Source organism: Actinomadura spongiicola (assembly GCF_003432485.1).
GTDB classification, from domain to species: domain Bacteria; phylum Actinomycetota; class Actinomycetes; order Streptosporangiales; family Streptosporangiaceae; genus Spirillospora; species Spirillospora spongiicola.
The window spans coordinates 382,183-406,585 of the sequence record NZ_QVNQ01000002.1 but is presented as its reverse complement, the minus strand read 5'-3'; the positions used below and the strand labels follow the sequence as shown (position 1 = coordinate 406,585).

General features: G+C 70.6%; 20 protein-coding genes. 13 read left to right on the top strand and 7 right to left on the bottom strand.

The window, feature by feature from the left end; translation table 11 throughout:
• Positions 1 to 60 precede the first annotated feature (60 nt).
• The 4 genes from D0T12_RS06580 (at position 61) to D0T12_RS06565 (ending at position 3,687) form a co-directional block, all read left to right on the top strand.
• Positions 61 to 744, top strand: a complete 684-nt coding sequence (locus D0T12_RS06580) for a PIG-L deacetylase family protein (protein ID WP_117398952.1) — start codon at positions 61 to 63, stop codon at positions 742 to 744.
• A 116-nt stretch (positions 745 to 860) separates the two neighbouring features.
• Positions 861 to 1,361 carry an SRPBCC family protein gene (locus tag D0T12_RS06575; RefSeq protein ID WP_117398506.1) on the top strand — a complete coding sequence of 167 codons (501 nt, stop codon included), beginning with the start codon at positions 861 to 863 and terminating at the stop codon, positions 1,359 to 1,361.
• A gap of 51 nt (positions 1,362 to 1,412) precedes the next feature.
• The gene (locus tag D0T12_RS06570) at positions 1,413 to 2,324 is read left to right on the top strand and encodes a serine hydrolase (protein ID WP_117398504.1); all 912 of its coding nucleotides are present in this window, start codon (positions 1,413 to 1,415) and stop codon (positions 2,322 to 2,324) included.
• Positions 2,325 to 2,382: 58 nt separating this feature from the next.
• Positions 2,383 to 3,687 (top strand): hypothetical protein, encoded by a 1,305-nt coding sequence (locus D0T12_RS06565; protein WP_117398502.1) that lies wholly within the window; start codon positions 2,383 to 2,385, stop codon positions 3,685 to 3,687.
• A 76-nt stretch (positions 3,688 to 3,763) separates the two neighbouring features.
• Here D0T12_RS06565 and D0T12_RS06560 read toward each other — a convergent pair whose 3' ends face one another.
• The 3 genes from D0T12_RS06560 to D0T12_RS06550 all read right to left on the bottom strand — a co-directional run bounded on the left by D0T12_RS06560 (position 3,764) and on the right by D0T12_RS06550 (position 6,593).
• Positions 3,764 to 4,393, bottom strand: coding sequence for a DUF4190 domain-containing protein (locus D0T12_RS06560; protein ID WP_117398500.1), 630 nt, complete (start codon positions 4,391 to 4,393; stop codon positions 3,764 to 3,766).
• Positions 4,394 to 4,782: 389 nt separating this feature from the next.
• Positions 4,783 to 5,424: a response regulator transcription factor gene (locus tag D0T12_RS06555; protein WP_325050741.1), complete on the bottom strand. Its 642-nt coding sequence runs from the start codon at positions 5,422 to 5,424 to the stop codon at positions 4,783 to 4,785.
• Positions 5,421 to 6,593: an ATP-binding protein gene (locus tag D0T12_RS06550; protein WP_117398951.1), complete on the bottom strand. Its 1,173-nt coding sequence runs from the start codon at positions 6,591 to 6,593 to the stop codon at positions 5,421 to 5,423. Before D0T12_RS06550 ends, D0T12_RS06555 begins: the two co-directional genes overlap by 4 nt.
• A gap of 178 nt (positions 6,594 to 6,771) precedes the next feature.
• Here D0T12_RS06550 and D0T12_RS06545 point away from each other — a divergent pair, with 178 nt between their 5' ends.
• Together D0T12_RS06545 and D0T12_RS06540 are read left to right on the top strand one after the other, a co-directional pair.
• Positions 6,772 to 8,085: a PspC domain-containing protein gene (locus D0T12_RS06545; RefSeq protein WP_158581428.1), complete on the top strand. Its 1,314-nt coding sequence runs from the start codon at positions 6,772 to 6,774 to the stop codon at positions 8,083 to 8,085.
• On the top strand, positions 8,078 to 8,305 hold the full coding sequence (locus tag D0T12_RS06540; protein ID WP_117398497.1) for a hypothetical protein: 228 nt from the start codon (positions 8,078 to 8,080) through the stop codon (positions 8,303 to 8,305). The genes D0T12_RS06545 and D0T12_RS06540 overlap by 8 nt, the downstream gene beginning before the upstream one ends.
• Positions 8,306 to 8,316: 11 nt before the next feature.
• On the opposite strand, the gene D0T12_RS06535 is transcribed toward D0T12_RS06540, so the two are convergent.
• Positions 8,317 to 8,742, bottom strand: coding sequence for a cupin domain-containing protein (locus D0T12_RS06535; protein WP_199487323.1), 426 nt, complete (start codon positions 8,740 to 8,742; stop codon positions 8,317 to 8,319).
• 539 nt (positions 8,743 to 9,281) lie between these two features.
• Between D0T12_RS06535 and D0T12_RS36980 the strand changes: the two genes are divergently transcribed.
• The 7 genes from D0T12_RS36980 (at position 9,282) to D0T12_RS06505 (ending at position 15,914) form a co-directional block, all read left to right on the top strand.
• Entirely contained in the window at positions 9,282 to 9,407 is a 126-nt protein-coding gene (locus D0T12_RS36980; protein ID WP_267900390.1) for a hypothetical protein, read from the top strand.
• Positions 9,404 to 10,111 (top strand): peptidoglycan-binding protein, encoded by a 708-nt coding sequence (locus D0T12_RS06530; protein WP_233525870.1) that lies wholly within the window; start codon positions 9,404 to 9,406, stop codon positions 10,109 to 10,111. The genes D0T12_RS36980 and D0T12_RS06530 overlap by 4 nt, the downstream gene beginning before the upstream one ends.
• 205 nt (positions 10,112 to 10,316) lie before the next feature.
• Entirely contained in the window at positions 10,317 to 10,847 is a 531-nt protein-coding gene (locus D0T12_RS06525; protein ID WP_117398495.1) for a (2Fe-2S)-binding protein, read from the top strand.
• Complete coding sequence (locus tag D0T12_RS06520; protein WP_117398494.1) at positions 10,844 to 13,192, top strand: xanthine dehydrogenase family protein molybdopterin-binding subunit; 2,349 nt, start codon at positions 10,844 to 10,846, stop codon at positions 13,190 to 13,192. The genes D0T12_RS06525 and D0T12_RS06520 overlap by 4 nt, the downstream gene beginning before the upstream one ends.
• Positions 13,189 to 14,043, top strand: a complete 855-nt coding sequence (locus tag D0T12_RS06515; RefSeq protein ID WP_117398948.1) for an FAD binding domain-containing protein — start codon at positions 13,189 to 13,191, stop codon at positions 14,041 to 14,043. The genes D0T12_RS06520 and D0T12_RS06515 overlap by 4 nt, the downstream gene beginning before the upstream one ends.
• Before the next feature lie 132 nt (positions 14,044 to 14,175).
• A complete protein-coding gene (locus D0T12_RS35815; RefSeq protein ID WP_199487322.1) occupies positions 14,176 to 15,117 on the top strand; it encodes an SRPBCC family protein in 942 nt (313 codons plus the stop codon).
• Between the two features lie 92 nt (positions 15,118 to 15,209).
• Complete coding sequence (locus D0T12_RS06505; protein WP_117398493.1) at positions 15,210 to 15,914, top strand: class I SAM-dependent methyltransferase; 705 nt, start codon at positions 15,210 to 15,212, stop codon at positions 15,912 to 15,914.
• A gap of 6 nt (positions 15,915 to 15,920) precedes the next feature.
• Here the strand turns inward: D0T12_RS06505 and D0T12_RS06500 are convergent, their stop codons facing one another.
• From D0T12_RS06500 to D0T12_RS06490, 3 genes are all read right to left on the bottom strand, one after another.
• Entirely contained in the window at positions 15,921 to 17,126 is a 1,206-nt protein-coding gene (locus tag D0T12_RS06500; protein WP_117398492.1) for a serpin family protein, read from the bottom strand.
• A 91-nt stretch (positions 17,127 to 17,217) separates the two neighbouring features.
• Complete coding sequence (locus D0T12_RS06495) at positions 17,218 to 20,802, bottom strand: bifunctional glycosyltransferase/CDP-glycerol:glycerophosphate glycerophosphotransferase (protein ID WP_158581427.1); 3,585 nt, start codon at positions 20,800 to 20,802, stop codon at positions 17,218 to 17,220.
• Between the two features lie 22 nt (positions 20,803 to 20,824).
• Complete coding sequence (locus D0T12_RS06490; RefSeq protein WP_117398488.1) at positions 20,825 to 24,343, bottom strand: bifunctional glycosyltransferase/CDP-glycerol:glycerophosphate glycerophosphotransferase; 3,519 nt, start codon at positions 24,341 to 24,343, stop codon at positions 20,825 to 20,827.
• Positions 24,344 to 24,403: the final 60 nt, after the last annotated feature.

Genomic DNA, 24,403 nt, shown 5'->3' with positions numbered 1-24,403 from the left:
ACAGTTGAATCCGTGACCAACGTTCTGGACGACGGCGAACTGCAACGCATCCTCGTCGTGATGGCCCATCCCGACGATGTCGACTTCGGCGCGGCGGGAACCGTCGCGGGCTGGACCGACCGCGGCATCGACGTCGTGTACCTCATGGTCACCGACGGCGACGCGGGCGGGTTCGACGACACGATCACACGTGCGGAGATGGCGGCGCTGCGGCGCGAGGAGCAGCGCGCGGCCGCCAAGTGCGTCGGGGTCGACGACATCCGGTGGCTCGGCTACCCCGACGGGCGGGTCGAGGCGACGCTGGGCCTGCGCCGCGACATCGCGCGGGTGATCCGGCAGGTGCGGCCGGACCGGCTGCTGATGCCGAGCCCGGACCGCAACTACGAGCGGATATACCCGAGCCACCCCGACCACCGCGCGGTGGGCGCGGCGGCGCTCGACGCCGTCTACCCGGACGCCCGCAACCCGTACGCGTTCCCGGAGCTGCTCGCCGAAGAGGGCCTGGAGGCCTGGACGACGCGGGAGGTGTGGGCGACCGGCGGCCCGGTGGTGAACCACTACGTCGACGTCACGGAGCGTTTCGACCGGAAACTGCACGCCCTCCGGTCCCATGCCAGCCAGACCGCGCACATGGGCGACGGGCTGGTGGAGATGCTGCGCGGCTGGATGTCGGGCAACGCCGCGGCGGCGGGTCTCCCGGAGGGTCGTCTGGCCGAGCCCTTCCAGGTCATCGACACGGCGTAGGGCGGCACAGCATCGTCCCGGGAACGGTCATCACTTCCCAAATACAGCCGTTCACAGGTCGTGATTGACCCGACGTCGGGCATGTCCCCCCATGTGACGGGAGTCGGGGGGTTGTCATGCCGCATGACATCGGGGGCCATGAGCTCGGGGACCTTGAAGGCTGGGCCCATGAGGTCGAGGCCACCGCCACTTCCAGGGCCGCGCCGGACGTGATCTTCAAGCATCTGTGCGTGGCGGAGGCGTGGGGCGAGTGGGGCGGGTTCCTGGTCCGGGCGCGGCGGGAGTCCGCGGGCACGGACCATCCGAACGGGATCGGGGCCGTCCGGTACGTCCGGCCGCGGCGTGAGGAGGTCGTGGTCTGGGATCCGCCCCGGCACTACGGCTACATCGCGCTGGCCTGGCCTCCATCGCGCCGCTTCCGCGCGGACGTCACGCTGGAGCCGCATTTCACGGGCACGCTGATCCGCTGGCGCGGCGCCTTCGAGGGGTTCCCCGGCGTCCGGTCGTTGACGCGGGCGGTGCTGCGCCGCCGGTTCGACTCGTACGCGCGCCGGGTGGCGCGGCATTCCGAGCGCTGCGAGCCGGGCTGCCCGGCCCGCCTGCCGGGCGCTCTCTGATCAGCGGAACGGTCCATATCGGGGCAGGTCGCACGGATTTCGGGGGGATCGATGCGACGTCACCTCATCGTGCTCGCTCTCGCCGCGGGCGCCACCGGGGCGGGTTTCACCGCCCACTGGTTCGTCTCGGACGAGCCGAAACGCGAGGGCGTCGTCGCGGGCGCCACGGAATCGGCCGGCCGGTCGCCCGCCGGGCGGGCGACCGTGGCCGGGGCGACGACCCGTCCGTTCGACGCGGCGCGGCTGCGGCGGGCCGTCCGGGCCTACATCGAGAAACGTCCGGGCAAGGCCGGGGTGATGGCCACCGACCTGCGCACGGGCCTGTCCTTCGGGGAGAACGAGAAGGGCGAGTTCGTCAGCGCCAGCGTCATGAAGGTGGACATCCTGGCGAGCCTCGTCCTGCAACGGCAGCGGGCCCGGCGGGGCCTCGGCCTGTCGGACGGCGAACGCGACCTGGCGAGTTCGATGATCCGGGTCAGCGACAACTCGGCGGCGGACTCGCTGTACTCCAAGGCGGGTCACGGCAGCGGCGTCACGAAGTCCAACAAGCGTCTGGGGCTGGTGGAGACCACGCCGTTCTCGACGTCATGGGGGTCGTCGACGACGAGCCCGGCCGACCAGGTCCGGCTGCTCAGGGACCTGGTGTCGGACACCAGCCCGATCGGGGCGTCCGGGCGCCAGTACATCCTCGGCCTGATGGGCTCCGTCGTCGAGGAGCAGGCGTGGGGCGTCAGCGCGGCGGCGCTGCCGGGCGAGAAGGTGGCGCTGAAGAACGGGTGGACACCCGTCCGCCACCAGGGAACCGGGTGGACGGTGAACAGCATCGGCCGCATCACCGGACGCGACCACGACTTCCTCGTCGCGGTGTGCAGTGGGGACAACCCGACGATGGGGGCGGGCGTGACCACGGTCGAGCATGTGGCGGGAATGGTGGTGAGCACTCTGCGCGCGTCCCGTCCTTGAGACCACGGGGGACACCCGTGACGGCAGGGGCAGGTTCGGACAGGCACGGGAGGGCCCGATGAGTGTTACGCGGCCGACGACCACCGAGACCGAGGCGCTTGGAGAGCTGGCGGCCTTCCCGCTGGTGGAAGCGTTGTTCGGTCGCCGTTCCCGGCGATTCGCGCTGGGCGGAGAGATCCCTGACGGCCCGCTCGCCTACCGTTCCAGGCACGAGCCGCTCCCGCTCACGGAGCTGGAACGGATGCTCGTGCTGAGCGCGATGGGCGGGACGACGGGCTGGCACTACGCGATCACGCGGCACGCCCGGTACGCGCCGCACGTCTCGAACTATTCCGGCGCCGCCGCCGGTCGCACGTTCCCCTCCGCGGCCGGGTTCCATACCGCCGAGTTGTTCTTCACCGACGATTCGGGCCTCTACTTCTTCCCCACCCGTGACGCCGGTGCGCTCGTCGACCCGTCCATCGAGACGCTCACGCCGGAGCTGATGGTCGCGCGCCACCGGGAGCGCGTGCGAAGGCTCTCCCCCGAGCGGCTTCATCTGCCCGCGCAGGAGCCGTACCTGGAGGGGCACAACACCTGGTGCGTCAACGTTCCCGGCTCGCTGCTCGTCATCCCGGTGGCGGACATAGCCCAGCACCTGATCGCGGTTCTGTGCTTCCTCGTCCAGAACGGCTACGCCCTCTACGACGACGTCGGCGACCGCCGGATCCCCGGGCTGGAGGACTTCCGCGGCCTGGTCGACGTGGAGGAGCCGTTCCCGCTCACGTTCGCCGAGCAGTACGCGTTGACCGAGGCGACCGCCGAACTCGCGACCGCCTGTTACGCGGGCGTCCTGACGCTCCAGGCGATGGGGCTCGGCGGCTGGATGTTCGACGGGATCGACCGTTTCTGCATGCTCGGCGCGTCAGGCGACCCGGACGTGCCCGGTCTCGGCTTCCGCTACGACGAGGACGAGCGCTGGTCGACGCCCAATCCCACCGGCAGGGAAGGGGTCTTCGAGGCTTACTGCCCGCCCCACCACCGCGACATGGCGGCGGCCGTGGAGGCCTTCGCCCGTCGCAAGTTCGGGCCGGGCGGCCCGTTCCACCGCGACACGCCGGGCGCGTGGACCGACAGTCCCGGATTCCGCGGGAGCGCCCAGGTTCACGACGACGAGTTCAAGGCGTGTGTCGCGCTCCAGGCACAGTACGTCTGGGACACGTTCGGTAAGTTCCCCGGCACCGTGCCGACCGTGTTCATCATGAACTACGTCCAGGCGCACCATCTGGACCTCGACTTCTACGACCGCTTCTTCAAACCCGGGGCGTACCTGGACACCCACGCCACGCACCTGGAGAAATGGCACGGCCGGGACGGGAAGTGATCAGGCGCTCGGGAAACGTGCGCGGTCGCGGTGACGCGACGCTGGGCGGCGGGCCGGCCGCCCACGAACGCCGGCATCAGGACTTCCGGATCGGCCGGGTGAGCTTCTTGCCTTCGGTGGCGGACACGACGACGCAGGTGACGGAGCGGTCGCCCAGCCGCCACGAGAGCGAGGTCGGGTAGTAGTAGGACAGGCTGAGCGACTCGGCCGCGGGGTCGCGGCGGATCTGCTTCGTCAGCCGCTTCTCGCAGCCGGTGGCCGCCAGCCGCATCATCTCCTGCTCGGGCGGCATGCTGCCGCCCGGCACGCGGAAGGTGGCCATGACCTCGCCGTCGTGCGGCCGGGTGCACGGGACGACCTTGACGCTCTCGACCTTGACCGACTCCCCCTCGGGGGTGGAGGCGACCTTGGAGTCGTTGATGCAGTCGCCGATCCGCATCTTCCGGGCGTCGACCTCCGACGTCTTCGTCGGGGACGGCCCGGGGTGCTTCGCCGTGGACGAGGGCGAGTCGAAGTCGGTGAGGCCGAGCGCGTAGGCGAGCGCGCCGGCCGCGACCCACAGGCAGGACAGGACGATCCCGGCGATCGCTAAGCCGCGGCCCTTGCCTCCGCGGGCACTGATCTGCCGCAGGGACACGAATCCGAGGATGGCGCCGAGGACGCCGAAGCAGCCGAGGAGGCCGGTGACGAACGCGGCGATGGACATGCCGTTGGTCCGGTCGTCCTGGTAGGGAGACCCGTGGCCGGGTGACGGCGGGTACTCGGGACCGGACGGATAGCCGGGGATGGGCGGGTAGGGGGGCCCACCGAATCCGCCGGCCCCACCGGGGCCACCGGGTCCACCCGGTCCGCCCGGTGGGGGCGGGGGCGGATAGGGCCCTTGCTGACCGGGCTGGCCGGGATCAGGGGGAGGAAAGGTCATGAAAAGGGACTGTCCCACACCCGGCCGCCACCACGATCATGAAGCACGGAAAAGGACTATTACGATTTACCAACACTTAACAGATCTTGTTTACTTTATGCCACCGATCAGACATAGAGCGTGATTTCCCGAACTCCACGGGCGGCCGGGGGCAAGCGCGCCGGGCGGGCGTCTCAGACCAGGCGGCGGGCGGCGGCCCAGCGCGACAGCTCGTGCCGGTTGGACAATTGGAGTTTGCGCAGAACGCTGCTGACGTGCGTCTCCACCGTCTTGACCGAGATGAACAGCTCCTTGGCGATCTCCTTGTAGGCGTAGCCGCGGGCGATCAGCCGCAGCACGTCCCGCTCCCGCTGCGTGATCTGGTCCAGCTCGGGATCGACGGCGGGGACGTCCGTGGCGGCGAACGCGTCCAGGACGAACCCGGCCAGGCGCGGCGAGAACACGGCGTCGCCCTCCGCGACACGGCCGATCGCGTCCGTCAACTCGGGCCCGGAGATGCTCTTGGTGACATAGCCGCGCGCCCCGCCCCGGACGACGCCGATCACGTCCTCCGCCGCGTCCGAGACCGACAGCGCCAGGAACTTCGACGGGACGGCGCCCTGCGACCGCCGCAGCACCTCGATGCCACCGCCGCCGGGCAGGTGCACGTCCAGCAGCACGACGTCCGGCCGCGCCGCCTTGATCACGGCGACCGCCTCGTCGACGTCGCCGGCCTCCCCGACGATCTCGACGGCGCCGCCGAGCTCCGCCTTGACCCCGGTCCGGAACATCTGGTGGTCGTCGACCAGGACCACCCTCTTCAACGCCTCGCTCACGACCTCTGCATCTCCAAACGCACTTCGGTGCCCTCGCCTGGCGCGGTGCGGACGGTGGCCCTGCCGCCGTTGCGCTCCATACGTCCGATGATGGACCCTCGTACGCCCATCCGGTCGTCCGGGACCTGGTCGAGATCGAAACCCTTGCCACGATCCCGGACGAAGATGGCGATCTCCTCGCGCTCGACCTCCGCGTACACCGACACCGACGGCGCCTCGGCGTACTTGGCGGCGTTCACCATCGCCTCCCGCGCGGCCTGCAACGCCGCGCCGAGCCGCTCGTCCAGCGACGTGTCGCCCACGCACACGACCTCGATCGGCACGCCGTGGTCGTCCTCCACCTCCCCCGCGATCTCCCGGATCGCGGCGGCGAACGTCTGGTCGGGGTCGGCGCGCGGCTGGTAGAGCCAGGTCCGCAGCGTCCGCTCCTGGGACCGGGCGAGCCGCTGCACCTGCCGGGTGTCGTGCGCGTTCCGCTGGATGAGCGTCAGCGTGTGCAGCACCGAGTCGTGGATGTGCGCGGCCAGCTCGGCGCGCTCCTGCGACCTGATCCGCTCGTGCCGCTCGGCGTCCAGGTCCTGCCAGAGCCGCACCACCCACGGCGTCACGATCACCGCGACGCCGGTGAGGATGATCAGCATGGCGATGACGACGGAGCGGGCCTGGTCGGCGTCGACCTTCTGGACGAGGAACCCGCCGATGCCGCCGACGACCAGGAGCAGCCCGAGCAGGCTGCGCAGCCACCGCTGGCGCAGCGGCAGCGTCCACCGCTGCCGCTGGTCGCGGTCGGCCTGCTGCCACAGGATCGCCGCGCCGAGGCCGCCGACGACGAACGGCCACAGCGCCCACTGGACGGCCCCGGCCGCGCCCCACGGCAGCACCGCCAACCCCAGCGCGACCGCCGAGTAGGCGAGGAGCTGTCCCCAGTCGCGGCGGTGACGGGCCGGAACCGGTTCGGACGACTCCGGCGGCCGGTGTGCCGGGACGAGAATCCAGAGCGCGATGTACGCGGCGACCCCGATCCCGCTCGCCATGATCAGCAGCATGAACGCGGCGCGGACGATGAACACGTCCACGCCGAGATGCGCGGCCAGGCCGCGGGACACGCCCGCGACGATCCGGCCCTCCGCGACCCGCTCCAACCGCCGCGCGGCGGTGTCCGGCGCCATGGCGGCCGTCGCGGCCGTCGCGCCGGGCTCCTCGGTCGCCGTCTCCTCTTCCACGTGACCGATCGTCACACGTGGGGAACGCCGACCGCATCAGGGGCGCACCCCTGCTTCGCTTCAGGGTCGGATCAGGGACGTCCCGGATACCGTGCGCGCGGGACGGCGCGTCAGGATGGTCGCCATGGGCAGGGAACAGGACGGCGGGCGGCAGGACGGTCACCGGTACCAGCGGCTGGCGCGCAACGCCGAACGCCGCGTGCTCGCCGGGGTGTGCACCGGACTCGGCCGCCACACCGGCATCGATCCCGTCGTGTTCCGGGTGGGGTTCGCGATCCTCGTCCTCGCGCACGGGCAGGGGATCCTTCTCTACGTCGCGGCGGTGCTGCTGATGCCCGCGGACCCCGACAAGTCCTCGTTCGCGGAGCAGCTGCTCAAGCGGTGGTTCGACGCCGCGACCGTGCTGACGATCCTCGGGGCCCTGATGACCGCCGGGGTCGTGTTCAACGCGTTCGGCCCGGCCGTCACCGACACGATCGCGCTGCTGGTCGTGTTGGGGCTGGCGCTGCTGATCGCGCATTCGCGGGGGGTCAAGCTGGTGGCGTTGGCGCGGTCCGTCCCGGAGCGGCTCGCCGGGCACCCGCCGGGGACGTCCACGGACCGGACACACGCCGAGAGCGGCGGCGGCGTGACCCTCACCAAGGACGCCCCGTCCGCGCGTTCCGGCGGCCTGCCCGAGGGCATGATCGACCTTGCCGCCTACTCGGCCGCGCACACCACCTCCCCCCTGGACACCGACACCGCCGACACCCGCATCGAGACCGGCATCGACACCGGCATCGAGCCCACCGGAACGGGCGGGGCCGGTGTGGCGCGGCGGTCGCGTGCGGGCTCACCGGTGGGAACGATCACGCTGCTGGTCGCCATGGCGGCCGGAGCGGCGTTGATCCCCGTCGCGCGGGACCATCCCGCCCCGGACTCCTGGCTGATCGTCATGGCGCCCGCGCTCGCCGTCGTCGGGTTCGGTCTCGTCCTCGGCGGCTGGTTCCGGACACGGGGTCTCGCGGCGGCGGGCACGGTCCTGACCCTCGGCATGCTGACCGCCTCGGTCGCGGGGGACGCGCCCCGCAACGCCGAGTACGGGGAGATCGAATGGCGTCCCACGGACGTCTCCCGGACGAACCAGGTGTACAAGCTCGGCGTCGGCCAGGGCGATCTCGACCTCACCGCGCTTCCGCTGGCCGCCGGGCAGCGCGTGACGATCGACGCCGAGGTCGTCCTCGGCGAGCTGGCGATCGTCGTGCCGTCGACCGCCCGGGTCCTTGTGGACGCGAAGCTGACGATCGGTGATCTGAGCGTCGAACGGCGGATGACCGGCGGTCCGCGGGCGAAGGTCGTCCAAGTTCTGGAGCCCGAAGGCGGACCGGGCGGCGACCCACCGGTGATCGAGCTGCGCATCCGCGGGAAGCTCGGCGATGTGAGCGTGCGCCGTGGCTGACGGGCGAGGGCCGGGCACGCCCGGACGGCGGCGATTCGACCCGGCCGGGCCGATCACCGGACTGTTCTTCCTCGCCCTCGCGGGCCTGTTCCTCGCGCGGGGCCTGTCGGACGGGGACGTGCCGGCCATCACGACGCTGGCCCCGATCGTGCTGATCGGCCTCGGTCTCGTCGGAACCGTCCGGGTCCTGACCCGTTCGCGCCGCCGCAACCTGCGCTGACGTTCGCCTTCTCAGTGGCCGTGGGAGGGTTCGTCCGGCCCTGACCAGTCGGCGTGCAGGCTGACCGCGTACGCGGGACCGGGGTTCGTCACCGTGCACGGCCCGCCGTGGACCCGCACCCGGTTGGCCCTCAGCGGCCGCTCGGTGACCCCGCAGTCCGCGAGGATCACCTCCGCCAGCTCCCCCGCGAGCAGCGTGCTGACCCGGCCGTGGACCGTCCCGCCATGGCCGGGCGGCCAGGTGGTGAGCCACAGCCGGTCGTCCAGCGGGACGCGTACCGGCGCGGCGGCGTCGAACACGACGAGCCGCCACCATTCCGCCGGACGCCGGGCGAGGTCGCCGACCCGGCTCGCGAGTTGACCGACAGTGGGCGGACGGACGGTGAGCGCGCGGCCGTGCGGATCGTCCTGGCCACGCATGGTGAGATCGGGGAACACGGAAGGTCCTTCGTGTGTGTACGTCAGCGGAACGAACGGATCTGGTTCAGCGACAACACGAAGGACACAGCGCGCTCGCCACGCGGCCCAGGGCCACGGGGCTGTGAAAGGAATCGCGCGCCGACATGCGTACCAGAAGACACTCGGTGGCCACGCTTGTCAAGCCGACGCGGACCGGAGCCCCGCGCGTCAACGACTGAGGATCAGGTACGCGATCGAGGTGAGGAGCAGGGTCACGATCAGTGAACCCAGACATCCCAGTCGAGACGAGAAGAAGAAGAACATACCGGAGCCCTACCCCGGAAGGCACAAAACTCGCACGAGTCCCCAGTCACTCCGCTGGTCAGGGGCATCGCGCTTACCCGGCGGAAAGGAAAATCGCTCGGATGGGTCTGTTTTAGGTCGAAAGCCGGAGAAGTAATGGCCGAACCTATTACGGTCGGCTAGGGGCCGCCTACAGAACGGGGCGGCCCACAGCGAAGGCCCAGGAGAGCGCCGTGACCCCCCAGGACAGAACAGACAGCGCAGAAGCCGCACATATGGACGAAGTGGACGTGCATCCGGACGTGCACCGCGCCACCGAGCCCGATGAGGAGGAGGTCCTCGCCGAGCTGTACGGCGACCCCGACACCGACGGGTTCTACCGCGGGGAGGAGACCGGTTGAGCGCCGCGGGGATGATCGCCGAGGCCCGGAAGACGATCGGGATGTCGGGCCGCCCGAACAAGATCACCAAGAGGTACGCGGCCAAGCACGGGGACGAGTTCCTCCAGGCCGACTGGTGCGACATGGCCGTCACCTTCTGGGCCCGGGAGAGCGGCAACGCCGAGGCCGTCCTGCCGGGCGGCGACCGCGCCTACACCGTCTGGCACGCCCAGGACTTCCAGAGGATCGGACGCTGGCACAGCGGGACCACCGCCAACGTCAACCGGGCGAAGCCCGGCGACATCGTGTTCTTCGACTGGGACGCCACCAACAGCGTCGGCGCGATCGACCACGTCGGCGTGGTGGAGAAGGTCCTCGGCGGCGGGCGGGTCCAGACCATCGAGGCCAACACCGACGACGCGGTCCGGCGTCGTGTACGGAGCTCCAGCGTCATCGCTGGCTATGGGCGGCCCGCTTACGGCGGGGGCCACTGGACGGAGGAGATCGTGAAGAAGCTGCCCCAGCTCAACAAGGGCGACTCGGGCGAGCACGTACAGAGCCTGCAAGGGCTGCTGATGGCCCGCAGCCACCCGGAGATCCGCATGACCGGGAGCTTCGACGACGCCACCGAGGCGGCCGTGAAGGCGGTTCAGCGGTGGGGCGGCGTCGCGGCCGACGGCATCGTCGGGCCGAAGACCTGGCCCGTGCTGCTCCGCGTCCACTAGCGGGCCTGCCGCCCCCCGCACCTCTCAGAAACCCGTACATATCAGGAAATAGCCCTCATGGAGGGCTAGTACCGGTTTTACCCGCGTCATACCTTCGTAGGGTCGCCTTCCACGGAGGTGGCCCGATGACGTGGCCCGACCCACGCGCCCCTCCCAGGGACGCCTCGCGCGAAGCCCGCTGTGAGACGTCCCTGGGAGGAAAGACATGCCACGTGTCCGTGTCGAGGTCGACGGCGCGACGTACGAGGACGACGTCGAGCCCCGCCTTCTTCTGGTCCACTATCTGCGCGAACGGCTGGGAAAGGTCGGAACCCCGGTCGGCTGCGACACCAGCAATTGCGGAGCCTGCACCGTCCTGCTGGACGGTATGAGCGTGAAGAGCTGCTCCGTGCTCACCGTCCAGGCGGACGGCTGCGACGTGACGACCATCGAGGGTCTCGGGAGTCCCGGCGGCCAGTCCCCACCCGCCACCGGCCGGTCGGTCCCCGCCGGGTCGCATCCTCTCCAGCGCGCGTTCCACGAGGAGCACGCGCTCCAGTGCGGCTACTGCACCCCCGGCATGATCATGGCGTCGCTGGACCTGCTGCGGGAGAACCCCGACCCGTCCGAGGAGGAGGTCCGGGCCGGGCTCGAAGGCAACCTGTGCCGCTGTACCGGCTACCAGAACATCGTCCGGGCCGTCCGCCGCGCCGCGAGGGAGATGCGGGAGCTCGCGGAGCGGGTGGTGACGCCGTGACCGTCCCCGAGATCGGCGCCCCCCGGAGGCGGACGGAGGACACCCGGCTCCTCACCGGCCGGACGAGATGGACCGAGAACCTCACCCCGGCGGGCACGCTGCACATGGCGTTCCTGCGTAGCCCCCACGCGCACGCGAAGCTCACACGGGTCGACACGTCCCAGGCCGCGACGCACCCCGGTGTGGTCGCCGTGTTCAGCGGAGCGGACCTCGCCGACGAGCAGGGGTCGTTGCCGTGCGCGTGGATCGTCACCGACGACATGAAGCATCCGGACCATCCGCCCATGGGGGTGCACGAGGTGCGGTACGTCGGTGAGCCCGTGGCGTGCGTCGTGGCCCGCGACAGGTACACGGCCGTCGACGCCCTGGAGAAGATCGACGTCGACTACGAACCGTTGCCCGCCGTCGTGGACATGGAGGCGGCCGTCGCCGAAGGGGCCGACCTCGTTCACCACGACCTGGGCACGAACAAGTCCTACACGTGGGTGTACGAGAACGGGGATGTGGAGGCCGCGCTCCGGGACGCCCCGGTCGTCATCGAACGCGAATACGTCCAGCAAAGGCTGATCCCGTCGGCGATGGAGCCGCGCTCGGTCCTGTGCGTGCCGGAGGGTGACGAGTTCACGCTGTACTCGGCCACGCAGATCCCGCACATCCTGCGGCTGATGCTGGCCGTGGTCACCGGCATCGCGGAGCATCGCCTCCGCGTGGTGGCCCCGGACGTCGGCGGCGGGTTCGGCTCCAAACTCCAGGTGTACGGCGAGGAGGTCATCGCGCTGCTGCTCGCCCGCAGGCTCGGCCGTCCCGTCAAGTGGACGGAGACCCGCAGCGAAGGGAACATGACCGTCCACCACGGCCGCGACCAGATCCAGCGCCTCACGCTCGCCGCCGAGCGGGACGGGCGGATCCGCGGTCTCAAGGTCGACCTGCTGGCCGACATGGGCGCGTACCTGATGATCGTCACTCCCGGCATCCCGCTGCTGGGCGCGTTCATGTTCAACGGCATCTACAAGATGGACGCGTACTCGTTCACGTGCACGGGCGTCTTCACGACGAAGACACCGACGGACGCGTACCGGGGCGCGGGCCGTCCTGAGGCGACGTACGCCATCGAGCGGTTGATGGACGAGCTGGCCAACGAACTCGGCATCGACCCCATCGAGGTACGACGACGCAACTGGATCGCGCACGAGGAGTTCCCCTACGAGACGATCGCGGGCCTCACCTACGACTCCGGCAACTACGAGGCCGCGACCGACAAGGCACTGGAGCTGTTCGAGTACGACAAGCTCCGCGCGGAGCAGGCCGACCGGCGTGACCGGCGAGACCCGGTTCAGTTGGGCATCGGGGTGTCGACGTTCACGGAGATGTGCGGGCTGGCTCCGTCCCGGGTGCTGGGTTCCCTGTCATATGGGGCGGGCGGCTGGGAGCACGCGTCCGTGCGCGTCCTGCCGACCGGCAAGGTCGAGGTGATCACCGGTTCGTCGCCGCACGGGCAGGGTCACGAGACGGCGTGGGCGCAGATCGCCGCCGACCGGCTCGGGGTTCCGTTCGAGGACGTGCGGGTCCTGCACGGTGACACGGTCATCGCGCCGAAGGGCATGGACACCTACGGTTCGCGGTCCCTCGCCGTGGGCGGGGTCGCGTTGTCGGCCGCGTGCGGCAAGGTGGTCGAGAAGGCACGCACGGTCGCGGCGCACCTGCTGGAGGCCGCCGAACAAGACCTGGAGTTCCGCGACGGACGGTTCAGCGTCCGGGGCGTGCATGAGGAGGGCACGACGCTTCAGGAGGTCGCGCAGGCCGCGTTCACCGCGCACGACCTTCCTGACGGTCTCGAACCGTCCCTGGACGCCGACGCCACCTTCGACCCGGACAACTTCTCCTTCCCGCACGGCACGCACCTGTGCGCCGCCGAGGTCGACACCGAGACGGGAATGGTGAAGCTCCGCAAGTACGTGGCCGTCGACGACGTCGGGAAGGTCGTCAACCCGCTCATCGTGGAGGGCCAGGTGCACGGCGGCCTCGCGCAGGGCATCGCGCAGGCGCTGTTCGAGGAGGCCGTGTACGACGCGGACGGCAACCTGACGACGACCACGCTCGCGGACTACCTCGTCCCGTCCGCCGCGGACCTGCCGACGTTCACGACCGACCGGACGGAGACGCCCGCGACGTCCAACCCGTTGGGCGTGAAGGGCGTCGGCGAGGCGGGCACGATCGCGTCCACCCCGGCGGTCGTCAACGCGATCGTGGACGCGCTCCGCCCCCACGGCGTGCGCGACGTGCCGATGCCGTGCACACCGGAACGGGTGTGGCGGGCCCTGCGCGGGGAGGCGGGTGCGCGATGATCCCGGCGACGTTCGACTACACACGGCCCGCGTCGGTGGACGACGCCGTCCGGGCGCTGTCCGACGCGGGCGAGGACGCCAAGCTGCTCGCCGGTGGGCAGAGCCTGATGCCGCTGCTGCGGCTGCGGCTGGCGTTCCCCGACGCGCTGATCGACCTCGGCCGGGTGGACGCGCTCCGCGAGATCCGGGACGAGGGCGACACGCTGCTCGTCGGCGCGATGGCGACGCACCACCAGGTGATCCGCGATCCGCTGGTGCGCGCCCACCTCCCGCTGCTCGCGCGGGCGGCGGAGACGGTCGCGGACCCGGCCGTCCGGCATCGCGGCACGTTCGGCGGGTCGCTGGTGCACGCCGACCCGGCGGGTGACCTCCCGGCGGTCGCGCTGGCGCTGGACGCGGTGTTCCTCGTCCGGTCGGTGCGCGGCGAACGGGAGATCCGTGCCTCGGAGTTCTTCGTCGACTGGATGACGTCGGCGATGGAACCGGACGAACTGCTCGTCGGAGTGCGGATGCCCAAACTGGGTTCCGGCTGGGGCGTGCACTACGAGAAGTTCCATCGGACGGCGCAGGCGTGGGCGATCGTCGGTGTGGCCTGCGCGGTGCGCCGCGACGGGGACGTCGTCGAGGACGCACGTGTCGCGCTGACCAACATGGGGCCGGTGCCGGTGCGGGCCGGTGGGGTGGAGAACGCGGTCAGAGGTCGGCCGGTTTCGGAGGGCACGTTCCGGTCCGCCGCCGAGCACGCCACCGAGGGCACCGAACCGCCGTCCGACCTGCACGGGTCGGCGGAGTACCGGTCGCATCTCGCGACGGTGCTCACCGCGCGGGCGCTGACGGCCTGCACCGCCTGATCATCCGTAGCCGTTTGATCTTTGGGGGCGGGGTACCCGGATCCGGGTGACCGCCCCCGACTGGCGACCGAATGGTCTGCCACCGTAAGGTCACGTCACGGGCAAATTCTCCGGACGATAAGGACACCGATCATGGAGCTCGACCACGATTTCACCGTCCCCGTGCCGGTGGATCAGGCCTGGCCGGTGCTGCTCGACGTGGAGCGCGTCGCGACGTGCATGCCGGGCGCGACCCTCGACTCCGCCGAAGGCGACGAGTACAAGGGCCGGTTGAAGGTGAAGGTCGGCGCGATGACCATCACCTATCGCGGGACCGCGCGGATCGTGTCCGCCGACGAGTCGTCCCGGACGGTGACGCTGGAGGCGTCCGGGAAAGAGGCGCGCGGTTCGGGGACGGCGTCGTCGACCGTCCAGGCGAAGCTGCACGAGGAGGACGGCACGACCCGCGTGACCGTCCACACGAAGCTGAACGTGACGGGACGGCCCGCGCAGTTCGGTCGCAACATCCTCGCCGAGGTCGGGGCCAAGCTCATCGCCCGGTTCGCGAAGGCCCTGGCGGAGGAACTCGAATCGTCCGAGGAATCCCCGGCGGGCAAGAAGTCGGACGGGAAGTCGGACGTTGAGAAGGACGCCCCCGCCAAGGCTTCCGCCCCGGCGAAGCAGAAGGACAAGCCCGCCAAGAAGGAAACGTCCAAGAAGCCCGCGAAGACGGAGACGTCCGAGAAGCCCGCGGAATCCAAGGCGTCCGAGAAGCCCGCCGGACCGAAGTCGTCCGAGAAGCCCGCGGAACCCGAGGCGTCCGAGGAGACCCCGAAGCCGGAGGCACGCGAGGAGTCAGCGAAGCCGAAAGCGCAGGACAAGCCCGCGAAGACCGAGAAGCGGGACGAGTCCGCGGAGCCGGTGAAGCGGGAGCGGCCGTTGCGGGTGGCGCGGGAGGAGGACGCGATCGACATGCTGGAGCTCGCGGGCCCGTCGGTGGCCAAGCGCGCCGCCCCCGCGGTCGGCGGTCTGGTCGCGGTGCTGGTCGCCATCCGGTTCGTCACCCGGCGGCGGCGCGGTCGCAGGAAGCGCTGAGGTCCGGCGCGGGGTCAAGCACCGGTCAATGATGCCCCGCCGGACGGCGATGCCGGTGGAACGTGCCACCGTCCGTGGCGTCGGCTGGTCCCGTGGACACCATCGAGCTCCGGCGGATCGCGCGGATCGAGAACGACAACTGGTGGTACCGGGAGCGCCGGGAGATCCTGTCCGCGGAGCTGCTGCGGTTCAGCGTGCCGGGCGCGGCCGTCGACATCGGCGCCGCGGCGGGCGGCGCCTCGCGGGTACTGGCCGAGCACGGCTGGGAGGCCACCGCGATCGACCTGAACCCGGCGGCGGTCGCGTTGGCGCGGGCGCGGGGCGTGGACGCGTACGAGGGTGACGCGCGCTACCTGCCGCTCCAGTCCTCCCGGTTCGACCTGGCGCTGGCCCTGGACGTCCTGGCGCACGTCGAGGACGACGAGCGCGCGGCCGCGGAGATCACCCGGGTGTTGCGGCCCGGCGGGACGGCGCTGGTGTCCGTTCCGTGCGACATGGCGCTGTGGTCGGCGCACGACGTGGCCCTCGGCCGGGTCCGCCGCTACACGCGCCGCGCGTTCGTGGAGCTGGTCGAGGGCGCGGGACTGGTGCTGGAACGGGTGTGGAGCAGGGGCGTGCTGCTGCGCCCGTTCCAGCGCCGTCTCCGGCACCGCACGGTCCGGCGCGAGGACCTCGCCCCGCTGCATCCGCTCGTCAACGAGGCGCTGCGCCTGACCGCCGTCCTCGAAAGGCGGTTGCCTATCTGTGGCGGTCGGCCGGGCACCACTCTGCTGGCGCGGGCCCGCCGCCCCGGCTGACGGGCGTCACGGGGCGGGGGCGTCCTCGGGATGGTCCGCGGGTTCGGCGACCCAACCGGCCAGCAGGACGAGACTGCTCGTCCGGTGCCAGACCAGGAAGCCGAACGGCCGGTCGAACGTGACGTTCAGGACCTGCGCCTCCGCCATCGGGGCGCCCGCGAGCACCGCCGTCAACGCCGTGACCGCCGACGCCCGGAACCCCTCCGCGGAGAACGTCGCGGTGACGTCCTGCGCCGCCGCGCCGACCGCCAGCGGCGTCCGGCTGATGCCCGGCAGGTGCCCGCGCCCGTCCATGGCGGAGACGGTCGCGAGCCCGAACACCTTCGCGCGGGCCAGCAGGTCGTGGTGAGCGGTGATGTCGAAGGCCGTGGTCGTGGCGCGCAGCGTGGTGTGCGGCTCGAACGAGGTGACCGTGTCGATCCGCAGGCCGGGCGCCTTGCTCGCGAGTGTCTTTTCGAGGAGCCGCTCACCGCGTCGGAGACGATGCTTGCCGTCGATGGCCTCGATCGCCGCGGCGAGCACGTCCCCGGGGGCGCGTTCGGGTTCGCCCAGGCAGAGGATGACGTCGACCTCGTCCTCACCCTGGGTGGTCAGCAGGGTGACCGGTCCCGCCGGTGTCTCCGGCGCGAGGGCGAGCCGGGTGACGTCCTGGCTGGCGTGGGTGAGGCCCGCCACCGGTTCGGCGCGTCCCGCCCATGGGCCCTCCTCGGGACGGAGCGGGACGGCGTCGAACGGTTCCCGCCACCGCGTGTCGACGCTCAGCGCGGTGGCGAGCACGAGCATGGTCTCGGGGCGGACCCGGACCGGCATCTCGGTGAACTCGCCGCCGGTGTTCCGCCGGGCCCACTCGTCCAGCGCGGCCTGGTCGGCGTCGGTCTCACCGGTCAGCTCGCCCCGGGCCTCGGCGGGAACGACCTTGCGCCACCACGGCTCCACGGGCAGTTCCGCGTGCGTCCACACGCCGAGCGCGGCCGCCTCCGTCGCGTTCTTGAGCAGGCTCACCGCCACGCGCGCCTGCCGGTCGGCCCCGGCCGCGTCGATGCCGATGGCCTCCTGCAACTCCGCCCGGCCCGGCTCGCGGGAGGCGGCGGCGAGGAACGCCAGCAGCGGCCACACCCCGGCGCCGGACAGGACGGTGGTCGTGCCGTCACAGGCCTCCCTGGCCCACCGTGCCGTTAAGGCGTTGGACGCGGGGACGAATTCTCCGCTCATGCGTTCACGCTCTCCTCTGCCATCGGCTGGGCGGAACGTTGAGCTTAGTGAAGATCGCTGCGAGATGTCCCGTTCTGTTTGTTGCGTTCTGTCAGCCCGCGCCGAGAAGGTCGCCGAAGATGTGGTCGACGGCCCTGGCCGACGCCTGGCCGTCGTCGTGCGGGCAGTACTTCACGAAGAAGCGGTCGTAGGCCTCGGCGTGGCGTTCCTCGGACTCGGGCGCCCGCTCGACCGCGTCGGCGACCTCCGCGGACGTCGTCACGATCGGGCCGGGCGCCTCCGCCTCCAGATCGAAGGTGAGGCCGCGCACGTGATCCCGGTAGGACGCCAGGTCGTAGGCGTAGACGACGATCGGCCTGCCCAGGATCGCGTAGTCGACCATGGCGGACGAGTAGTCGGTGACGAGCACGTCGGAGGCCAGGTAGAGGTCGGAGATGTCCGGGTATCGGGACACGTCGACCAGGAAATCGTCTGTGGCGGGACGGTCCTGTTCGGTGACGAGGTGATGCGCCCGGAACAGCAGAACGTGGTCGTCGCCGAGAGCGTTCCGCATGGTGTCGACGTTCAGTTCGAGGGAGAACCCGCACCTGCCGGGCGCGTGGAACCGGTCGTCCCGCCAGGTGGGCGCGTAGAGGACGACCTTCTTGCCGTCCGGGATCCCGAGCCGCTTGCGTACACCCGTTCCGATGCTCTCCCACTCGGGAGTGCTCAGGATGTCGTTGCGCGGGTACCCGGCTTCGAGGACCTCCCCCTCGTACCGGAACGCGCGGCGCATGACCTGTGTGGCGAAGGGGCTCGGGGACAGCAGCAGATCCCACCGGCCCACTTCCCGGTCCATCCAGTCGAACCGCGCCGTCCGGTGGTACGGCATGTCGCCGAGTTCGTGGCCGAGCCGTTTGAGCGGGGTGCCGTGCCATGTCTGGACGCAGGTCTGACCGTCCCGCTTGACGTACCACGGCGGCAGACCATGGTTGGTGACCACGTAACGGGCGCGTGCGAGGACGCGGTAGTGCTCGCGGCTTCCCGCCAGGACGGTTCGCGCGTTCCCGTCGACCGCGAACTGGCCGTCCTGGGAAATCCACACGCATTCCGCGTCGGGCACCCGGCGCGTCAGTTCCTCGTAGACGGCTCTGGGGTTGCAGCTGTACTGGGTGCCGCCGTGGCTGTCGAACACGACGACGTCCGAGAGCGGGCTCCGCAGATAGACGGGGTAGTCACGCTGCTGGAGAAGGAACTGTGCGTGTGGGCTGCGTTCGTCGTCGCCGAGGGCGGGACGGCTGCGAAGCCGTAGCGCGTCCGTCTGGTACACGCCGACCTCGAATTCGTGCGTTCCCACGTGCTGCCAGCCAGGAAGACTCGGGATCACGTCACGTTCGACGACGACGGCCACCTCTCCGGTACTCGCACGCGCCAGCAACTCCCATGTTCCGCTGCTGAGCGGCAGGTCCGTGCCGAACACGGCCATCGTCGCGGGCGTGAACGCGGCGGTGAACCGGCCGCGCTCCCAGGTGACGGTGACGCGGTGCTCGTCCCCTGAGCGGCGTCGCCGCAGGATGAAGTGGTCCGGTCGATCCACCGGGTCCGCGAAGTCGCCGACCAGGGTCAGGGCCCCGTTCGCGTCCCATTCCACCGCCGTCACCACCGGCCGGAAGCTGCGTTCCACACCGCGCAGGTTCCCGAACGCGGTCCGTGTGAGGACGAACTCCCGTCCGCGTTCCGGGATGGTCGGCAGGGCGTGGCGGGTCGAGGTGACGTTGCTCGCGACGGTGAGCCTCATGGGCCCGCCCTCGCCGGTCAGGCGGATGTCCCAGTCGATGGCGTCCCGCAGGTGCGGGCGGTGGCCCAGCGCGTGCTCGTGCCCGTCCGGGACGGAGATCAGGCTCCGCATGGGCAGTCTCGCGGTGAAGTCGAAGCCGGTGCCCGCCGCCATCCGCACCACGGTCGACTGGCGCAGCGTCACCTCGCCGCGGACCTCCGCGCCGCCGTGCCGCCGCGCGGCGACCACGGCGGCGCCCACGCCGAGGGCGCGGCGCGTCCATCCGGTCAGTTCGAGCATGTCGCCGTCCCCGCGGATGCCGGTGAGGACGGCCTTGGCGCGCTTGACGTGGACGACGAACACATCGTCGTCGCCCGCCGCCGGTTGGACGGCGACATGCTCGTCGACCTGCCGCGCGGCGGTCCATCGGACGGCCGGGTTCTCCGCCTCCAGCCGCCGGACGGCCTTGCGTCCCGCCGTCGACACCTCCACGAACAGTTCGTAGGTGGCGGTCCGCCACTCGTCGCCGTCCAGCAGGTAGTCGGGCTCCACCCGGACGGAGAAACCGGCCCATTCGTAGGAGACGGTCGACTGTTCGGCCTGGGCGGTGGCCTCCGGGTAACGGACGCGTTCCACCGGCAGGCGGATCTCCTTGCCCGTCCTGACGTCGCGCATCCAGACACGGATTCTGGAGTCCGTCGCCGACGCCACCTCGAACCGTTCGAAGTGGGCGTGCCCTTCGACGATGAGCGTGTCCACGTCCCATTCGACACGGTTCACCTCGGCGCGGAGGCGAACCTCGTCGGTGACGTCGTACACGTCTTCGGGGATGCCGCGTTCCACGTCGCCGTAGAAGGGGTAGCGGGCGTGCCAGCGTTGCCGGAGGCGACCCTGCTGGACGATCGGAACGTCCCGCAGTCCGACCTCCTCGAAGCGGAGCACCTCCAGGAGTTCGGGCAGCATCCGCGCACCGAGCAGATGGGTCTCCAGACGCCTGATCGACACGAGCGCGTCGGCGGCGGAACGGTCCATGGAGGCGACGACCTCGGCGCCCAGTTCGACGAGTCGTTCCCGCTCCTGCCAGGTGGCCCCGGGCAGGGCGAGGATCAGCGCGCGCACTTCGGTGTCCAGGGCGTACCCGTCGTGGACGGTGAGAAGCTCCGGCGCGTGGTCGGCGACGAGCCTACGGACGGTCGCCAGGGCGGCCATCCGGTCGGTGATGTCCGCCGGGTCGTGACGGAGCCGCGTCGCCGTTCCCGGACGGTCCCGCCAGTAGTAGACGGTCGTGTCGAGGACGTCCACGCCCTTCGCCAGGAGTTGGGTCTGCACGGCGACGAGCGCGTCCTGTGTGACTGTCGTCAGGGGAGCTTTGAAGCCGTGCGCGTCCCAGAAGGTGCGCCGGAACACCTTGTTGCGCACCGTCCTGTCCTGGAGGAGTGCGGCGTGGCCGGTCACGTGGGTCGATTGGACGGTCGTGGCGTAGGCCTGGGCGTGCATCGAGGACGGGTGCGTCTGCGTCCCGTCCAGACGCATGACGTTTCCGCCGACGAGGTCGGATCCGGTCGACTCAAGGGTGCCGACCATGAGTTCGTACGCGTACGGCGGCAGCGTGTCGTCACCGTCGACGAAGGCGAGGTACTGCCCCCTGGCCCGCTCGACGGCCGAGTCCAGCCCGCCGCTCCCCATCGCGGGCCGCGCGCAGCACGGCCGAAGGAGCGTGAAACGGTCGTCGTTGTCGGCGAACTCGGCGGCGACGGACGGAACGCCCCGCCCGTCCGCCGCTCGTCTGTCCGCCGGTCGCTCGTCAACCAGGAGCACCTCAAGGTCGCGCAGCGTCTGCCAGGCCAAGGATTGGAGGCATTCCGCCAGGTTTGTCCCGGTGTCGCGGATCGGGACGACGATACTGATCTGAGGTGACACGTGCGGCTCCGTGATGGGGTTGTCAGTGGGCGGGTCGGAGGATCCGGTCGAGCACTCGGGATGCGGCCTGACCGTCGTCGAGAGGGCAGTACCGCGCGGCGAACGCGGCCCGCGCGTCCCGGAACCCGGCGTCGAGCGCGGACGGCTCGCGCAGGGCGTCCACGACCTCCTGCGAGGTGCGCAGCAGCGGACCCGGGGCCTCGGCGTCGAAGTCGAAGTAGAAACCGCGCACATGGTCGCGGTATCGCTCCAGGTCGTAGGTGAAGAACACCATCGGGCGTCCGGTGACGGCGAAGTCGAACATGGCCGACGAGTAGTCCGTGACGAGGACGTCGCTGATGAGGAACAGCTCTGAGATGTCGGGGTAGACGGACACGTCGATGACGCAGTCACCGGCACGCAACTTCGGCCGGTCGGTGACGAGGTAGTGGGTGCGCAGGAGCAGGACATGGTCGCGACCCAGCGCCGTCCTGAACCGGTCGATGTCGAGTTCGAGGCGGAACGCCCGCTTGCCGATCGCCAGATGGAAGTCGTCCCGCCACGTCGGCGCGTACAGGACGACGCGTTTGCCTTCCGGGATGCCGAGGCGCCGCCGCACCGCCGCGCCGATCTCGGCCCGGTGGGGGCTGTTCAGGATGTCGTTGCGGGGATAGCCGCTGACGATGACGTCGCCGGTGTAACCGAACGCGCGCCGGAACAGCGGCACGGAGAACGTGTTCTGGGCGAGGAGCAGGTCCCATTGCGGGACGTCGTGCCGCATCCAGTCGACGCCCTCGGTGCGCTTGTACGGCATCTGCTTGACGTCGTATCCGAGTTTCTTCAACGGCGTCCCGTGCCAGCACTGCACATACGTCTGGTCTTCGTGTTTGGTGAACCACTCCTGCTGTGACCAGTTACCGAAGATGTAGCGGGCGCGGGCCAGTGCCTCGTAGTACTCGCGTGTACCGGTGAGAACGGTCCGGGCACCGGCGGGCTTGCCGAACTGGCCGTTCTCGGTGACCCACACGCATTCGAGGTCGGTTCCGCGTCGTCGAAGCTCGTCATAGATGCCGCGCGGGTTGCACGAGTACTGGCGTCCCTTGTAGGCGTCGAACACGGCCAGTTCGCGTACGGGCAGGTTCAGGTGACGCCGGTAGTGCCCGGACCGGAGACGGCTCTGCGCGTAGGCTCCGCGTTCGTCGTCGTCCAGGGCCGTCTCGATCAGGAGCTGCAACTGGTCGGTCTTCTGCGCGCGCACCGTGATCCTGTGCAGACCCGCCTCGAACGGCTCCGGCAGGTCGCGGAGCGTGTGGCGCCTGACGACGACCGGTCGTTCCTGTTCGCCGACGGTCGCGACGACGTCCCAGCGGCCCGCGACCAACGGACGGGAGAAGCCGAGCACCGGCATCCGCGCGGGACAGAACTTGGCGGTGAAGCGGTCACCGTTCCAGCGCAGCGTGACCGTGTGCTCCTCCGACGACCGCCGCCGCCGAACAACGAGCGCGCCCGGCCGTCCGGCGGGGTCGCTGCACGTCCCTCGTAGGTGCAGGTGACCGTCCGACGACCAGGACACCGCGTCCACGGCCAAGACCTGTTCCCGGGCCACCACGCGCAGCGTGCCGCGTCGCGTCCTGGCGAGCTCGACCTCTCCACCGGGGACACGGAACGCGGTACCGGCGGGGTCCTCGTCCAGGTAGGGCCGGACACCATCGGGCAGGGTGATCTCCCAGTCGCCCGGACGTCTCATCAGCTCGGCGACCGGCAGCCTGGCCCGGAACCCGCCGTCCCGGGCTTCGCCGTCCCGGGCACCGTCGTCCGGTGGGCCGTCCTCTTGGGCGCCGTCGTCCTGGGCGCGGGCGTCGCTGAGCGGTTCGACAGGGCCCGTCACGGTCGCCCGTCCGACCCTCGGCACCGCGACGATCGTCGGCTCGTCGCCGAGCGGGGCGTGGCTCCAGCCGTCCAGCCACAGCTCCCCGCGTTCCAACCGGCAGGACTCGACCGCCGCCGCCGTCCGCCGCACCTGGAAGACGAACCGCCTGCTTCCCGCGACGCCCTGGACGAGGACGCCGGGCGCGCACTCCCGGTCGTCCGGCCACTGTCGGCTGGTCAGCTTCGGACTAGAGAACGTGGTCCGTCGCCGCAGCCCCCGGTTGGTGATCTCGACGAACGGCACCCAGTCGACGTCTCGCCAGCGCCCGAACATCCGCAGCGACGACGGATCGATGTCGGCGACGAACCCGGACCAGTCATAGGACACCGCCGACTGCCGCGCCCGCGCGGTCACGTCCGGCCGCCGTACCCGCCGGACCGGAACGCGCACGAGGCCCCGCTTGTTCGACGCCACCAGCCACACGCGGATGCGGGAACCGTCCTCGGTCGAGGAGTCCAGATGCCGGATGTAGGCGTGGCCCTCGACGCGGAGCCGACCGTCCACCCACTCGGCCCGGTCGATCGCCGCGACCGGCCTGAGTTCGTCGGTCACGTCGTACACGTGCGGCGGGACGGCCAGTTCCTCGTCCTCGAAGAACGGGAACTCCGCGTACCAGCGGCGCCGCGGCCCCCGCCGCACCCTCGGCGCGTCCCCCGCCTTCCGGAGCTGCACGAAACGCAGCACCTCCAGCAGTTCCGGCAGCGTCCGCCTGCACAGCAGGTGCAGTTGCAGGCGCGTGATCGCCGGAAGCCGCTTCAGGACGCGCGGGCTGATGCGCCGCGCCAGATCCGCTCCGATTGCGACGAGTTCCTCACGCTGCGCGTCCTGGGTTCTGGGCAGCGCTTCAAGCAGGACGCGCAACTCGATTCCGACCAGGGCGTGCTCGTCGTAGGCGTTCAGAAGACGTGGCGCGTACTCGGCCATGCCGTCGCGCAGTGCGCGTGCGGAGGCCAGACGTTGCGTGATGTTGTCCCAGTCGTACCGTTCCTCGGTGATGGAACCGGGACGCTTGCGCCAGTAGTAGACCGTGTCGCTCAGCACGTCCACGGAACGGGCCAGGGCGTGTGCGCGCGCCGTGACCGGCGGGTCCTCGTAGTAGCCCTTCGGGAACTCCAGGCCGACCCGTTGCCAGAACTCCCGCCGGTACACCTTGTTCCATGGCGTCCGGTCACGCATGAGCAACGGCTTGGACGACACATGCGTCCTCGAACACGACACCGTGAACACACCGTCGTGCAGGTGCGACTGCCAGGTCCGGTCGGCGTCCATCCGCTGGACGTTCCCGGACGCGATGTCCGACCCCGTCCGCTCCAGCGACCCGACCAGCCGCGCGTAGGCCTCACGGTCGACCACGTCATCGGCGTCGGCGAAGGCCAGGTACTCCCCTCTCGCCTGCCGCACGCCCGCGTTCCGCGCGGGACCGGGCCCCTCGTGGTCCCGCGTCACCAGCCGGAACCGCGGGTCCCCGTCGCACATCTCCTTGGCGATCACGGCGCCGTTGTCGGTGGACCCGTCGTCCACCATGATCACCTCAAGGTCGCGCAGCGTCTGCCCGGCCAGCGATTCCAGGCATTCCCGGATGAACTCCTCGGTGTTGTGGAACGGCACGACGACGCTGAGCTTCGGGGACATGGGGCCTCCTCCTCGCCCCACGAGCATGGTGACCTTCCGCGACCATCTGAACTCGCATCG

Excerpts from the sequence above, each read along its gene's own strand:
- D0T12_RS06580 (WP_117398952.1), top strand. The coding sequence starts at position 61 with ATGGCCCATCCCGACGATGTCGACTTCGGCGCGGCGGGAACCGTCGCG.
- D0T12_RS06575 (WP_117398506.1), top strand. The coding sequence starts at position 861 with ATGCCGCATGACATCGGGGGCCATGAGCTCGGGGACCTTGAAGGCTGG.
- D0T12_RS06570 (WP_117398504.1), top strand. The coding sequence starts at position 1,413 with ATGCGACGTCACCTCATCGTGCTCGCTCTCGCCGCGGGCGCCACCGGG.
- D0T12_RS06565 (WP_117398502.1), top strand. The coding sequence starts at position 2,383 with ATGAGTGTTACGCGGCCGACGACCACCGAGACCGAGGCGCTTGGAGAG.
- D0T12_RS06560 (WP_117398500.1), bottom strand. The coding sequence starts at position 4,393 with ATGTCCATCGCCGCGTTCGTCACCGGCCTCCTCGGCTGCTTCGGCGTC.
- D0T12_RS06550 (WP_117398951.1), bottom strand. The coding sequence starts at position 6,593 with ATGGCGCCGGACACCGCCGCGCGGCGGTTGGAGCGGGTCGCGGAGGGC.
- D0T12_RS06545 (WP_158581428.1), top strand. The coding sequence starts at position 6,772 with ATGGGCAGGGAACAGGACGGCGGGCGGCAGGACGGTCACCGGTACCAG.
- D0T12_RS36980 (WP_267900390.1), top strand. The coding sequence starts at position 9,282 with ATGGACGAAGTGGACGTGCATCCGGACGTGCACCGCGCCACCGAGCCC.
- D0T12_RS06525 (WP_117398495.1), top strand. The coding sequence starts at position 10,317 with ATGCCACGTGTCCGTGTCGAGGTCGACGGCGCGACGTACGAGGACGAC.
- D0T12_RS06515 (WP_117398948.1), top strand. The coding sequence starts at position 13,189 with ATGATCCCGGCGACGTTCGACTACACACGGCCCGCGTCGGTGGACGAC.
- D0T12_RS35815 (WP_199487322.1), top strand. The coding sequence starts at position 14,176 with ATGGAGCTCGACCACGATTTCACCGTCCCCGTGCCGGTGGATCAGGCC.
- D0T12_RS06500 (WP_117398492.1), bottom strand. The coding sequence starts at position 17,126 with ATGAGCGGAGAATTCGTCCCCGCGTCCAACGCCTTAACGGCACGGTGG.
- D0T12_RS06490 (WP_117398488.1), bottom strand. The coding sequence starts at position 24,343 with ATGTCCCCGAAGCTCAGCGTCGTCGTGCCGTTCCACAACACCGAGGAG.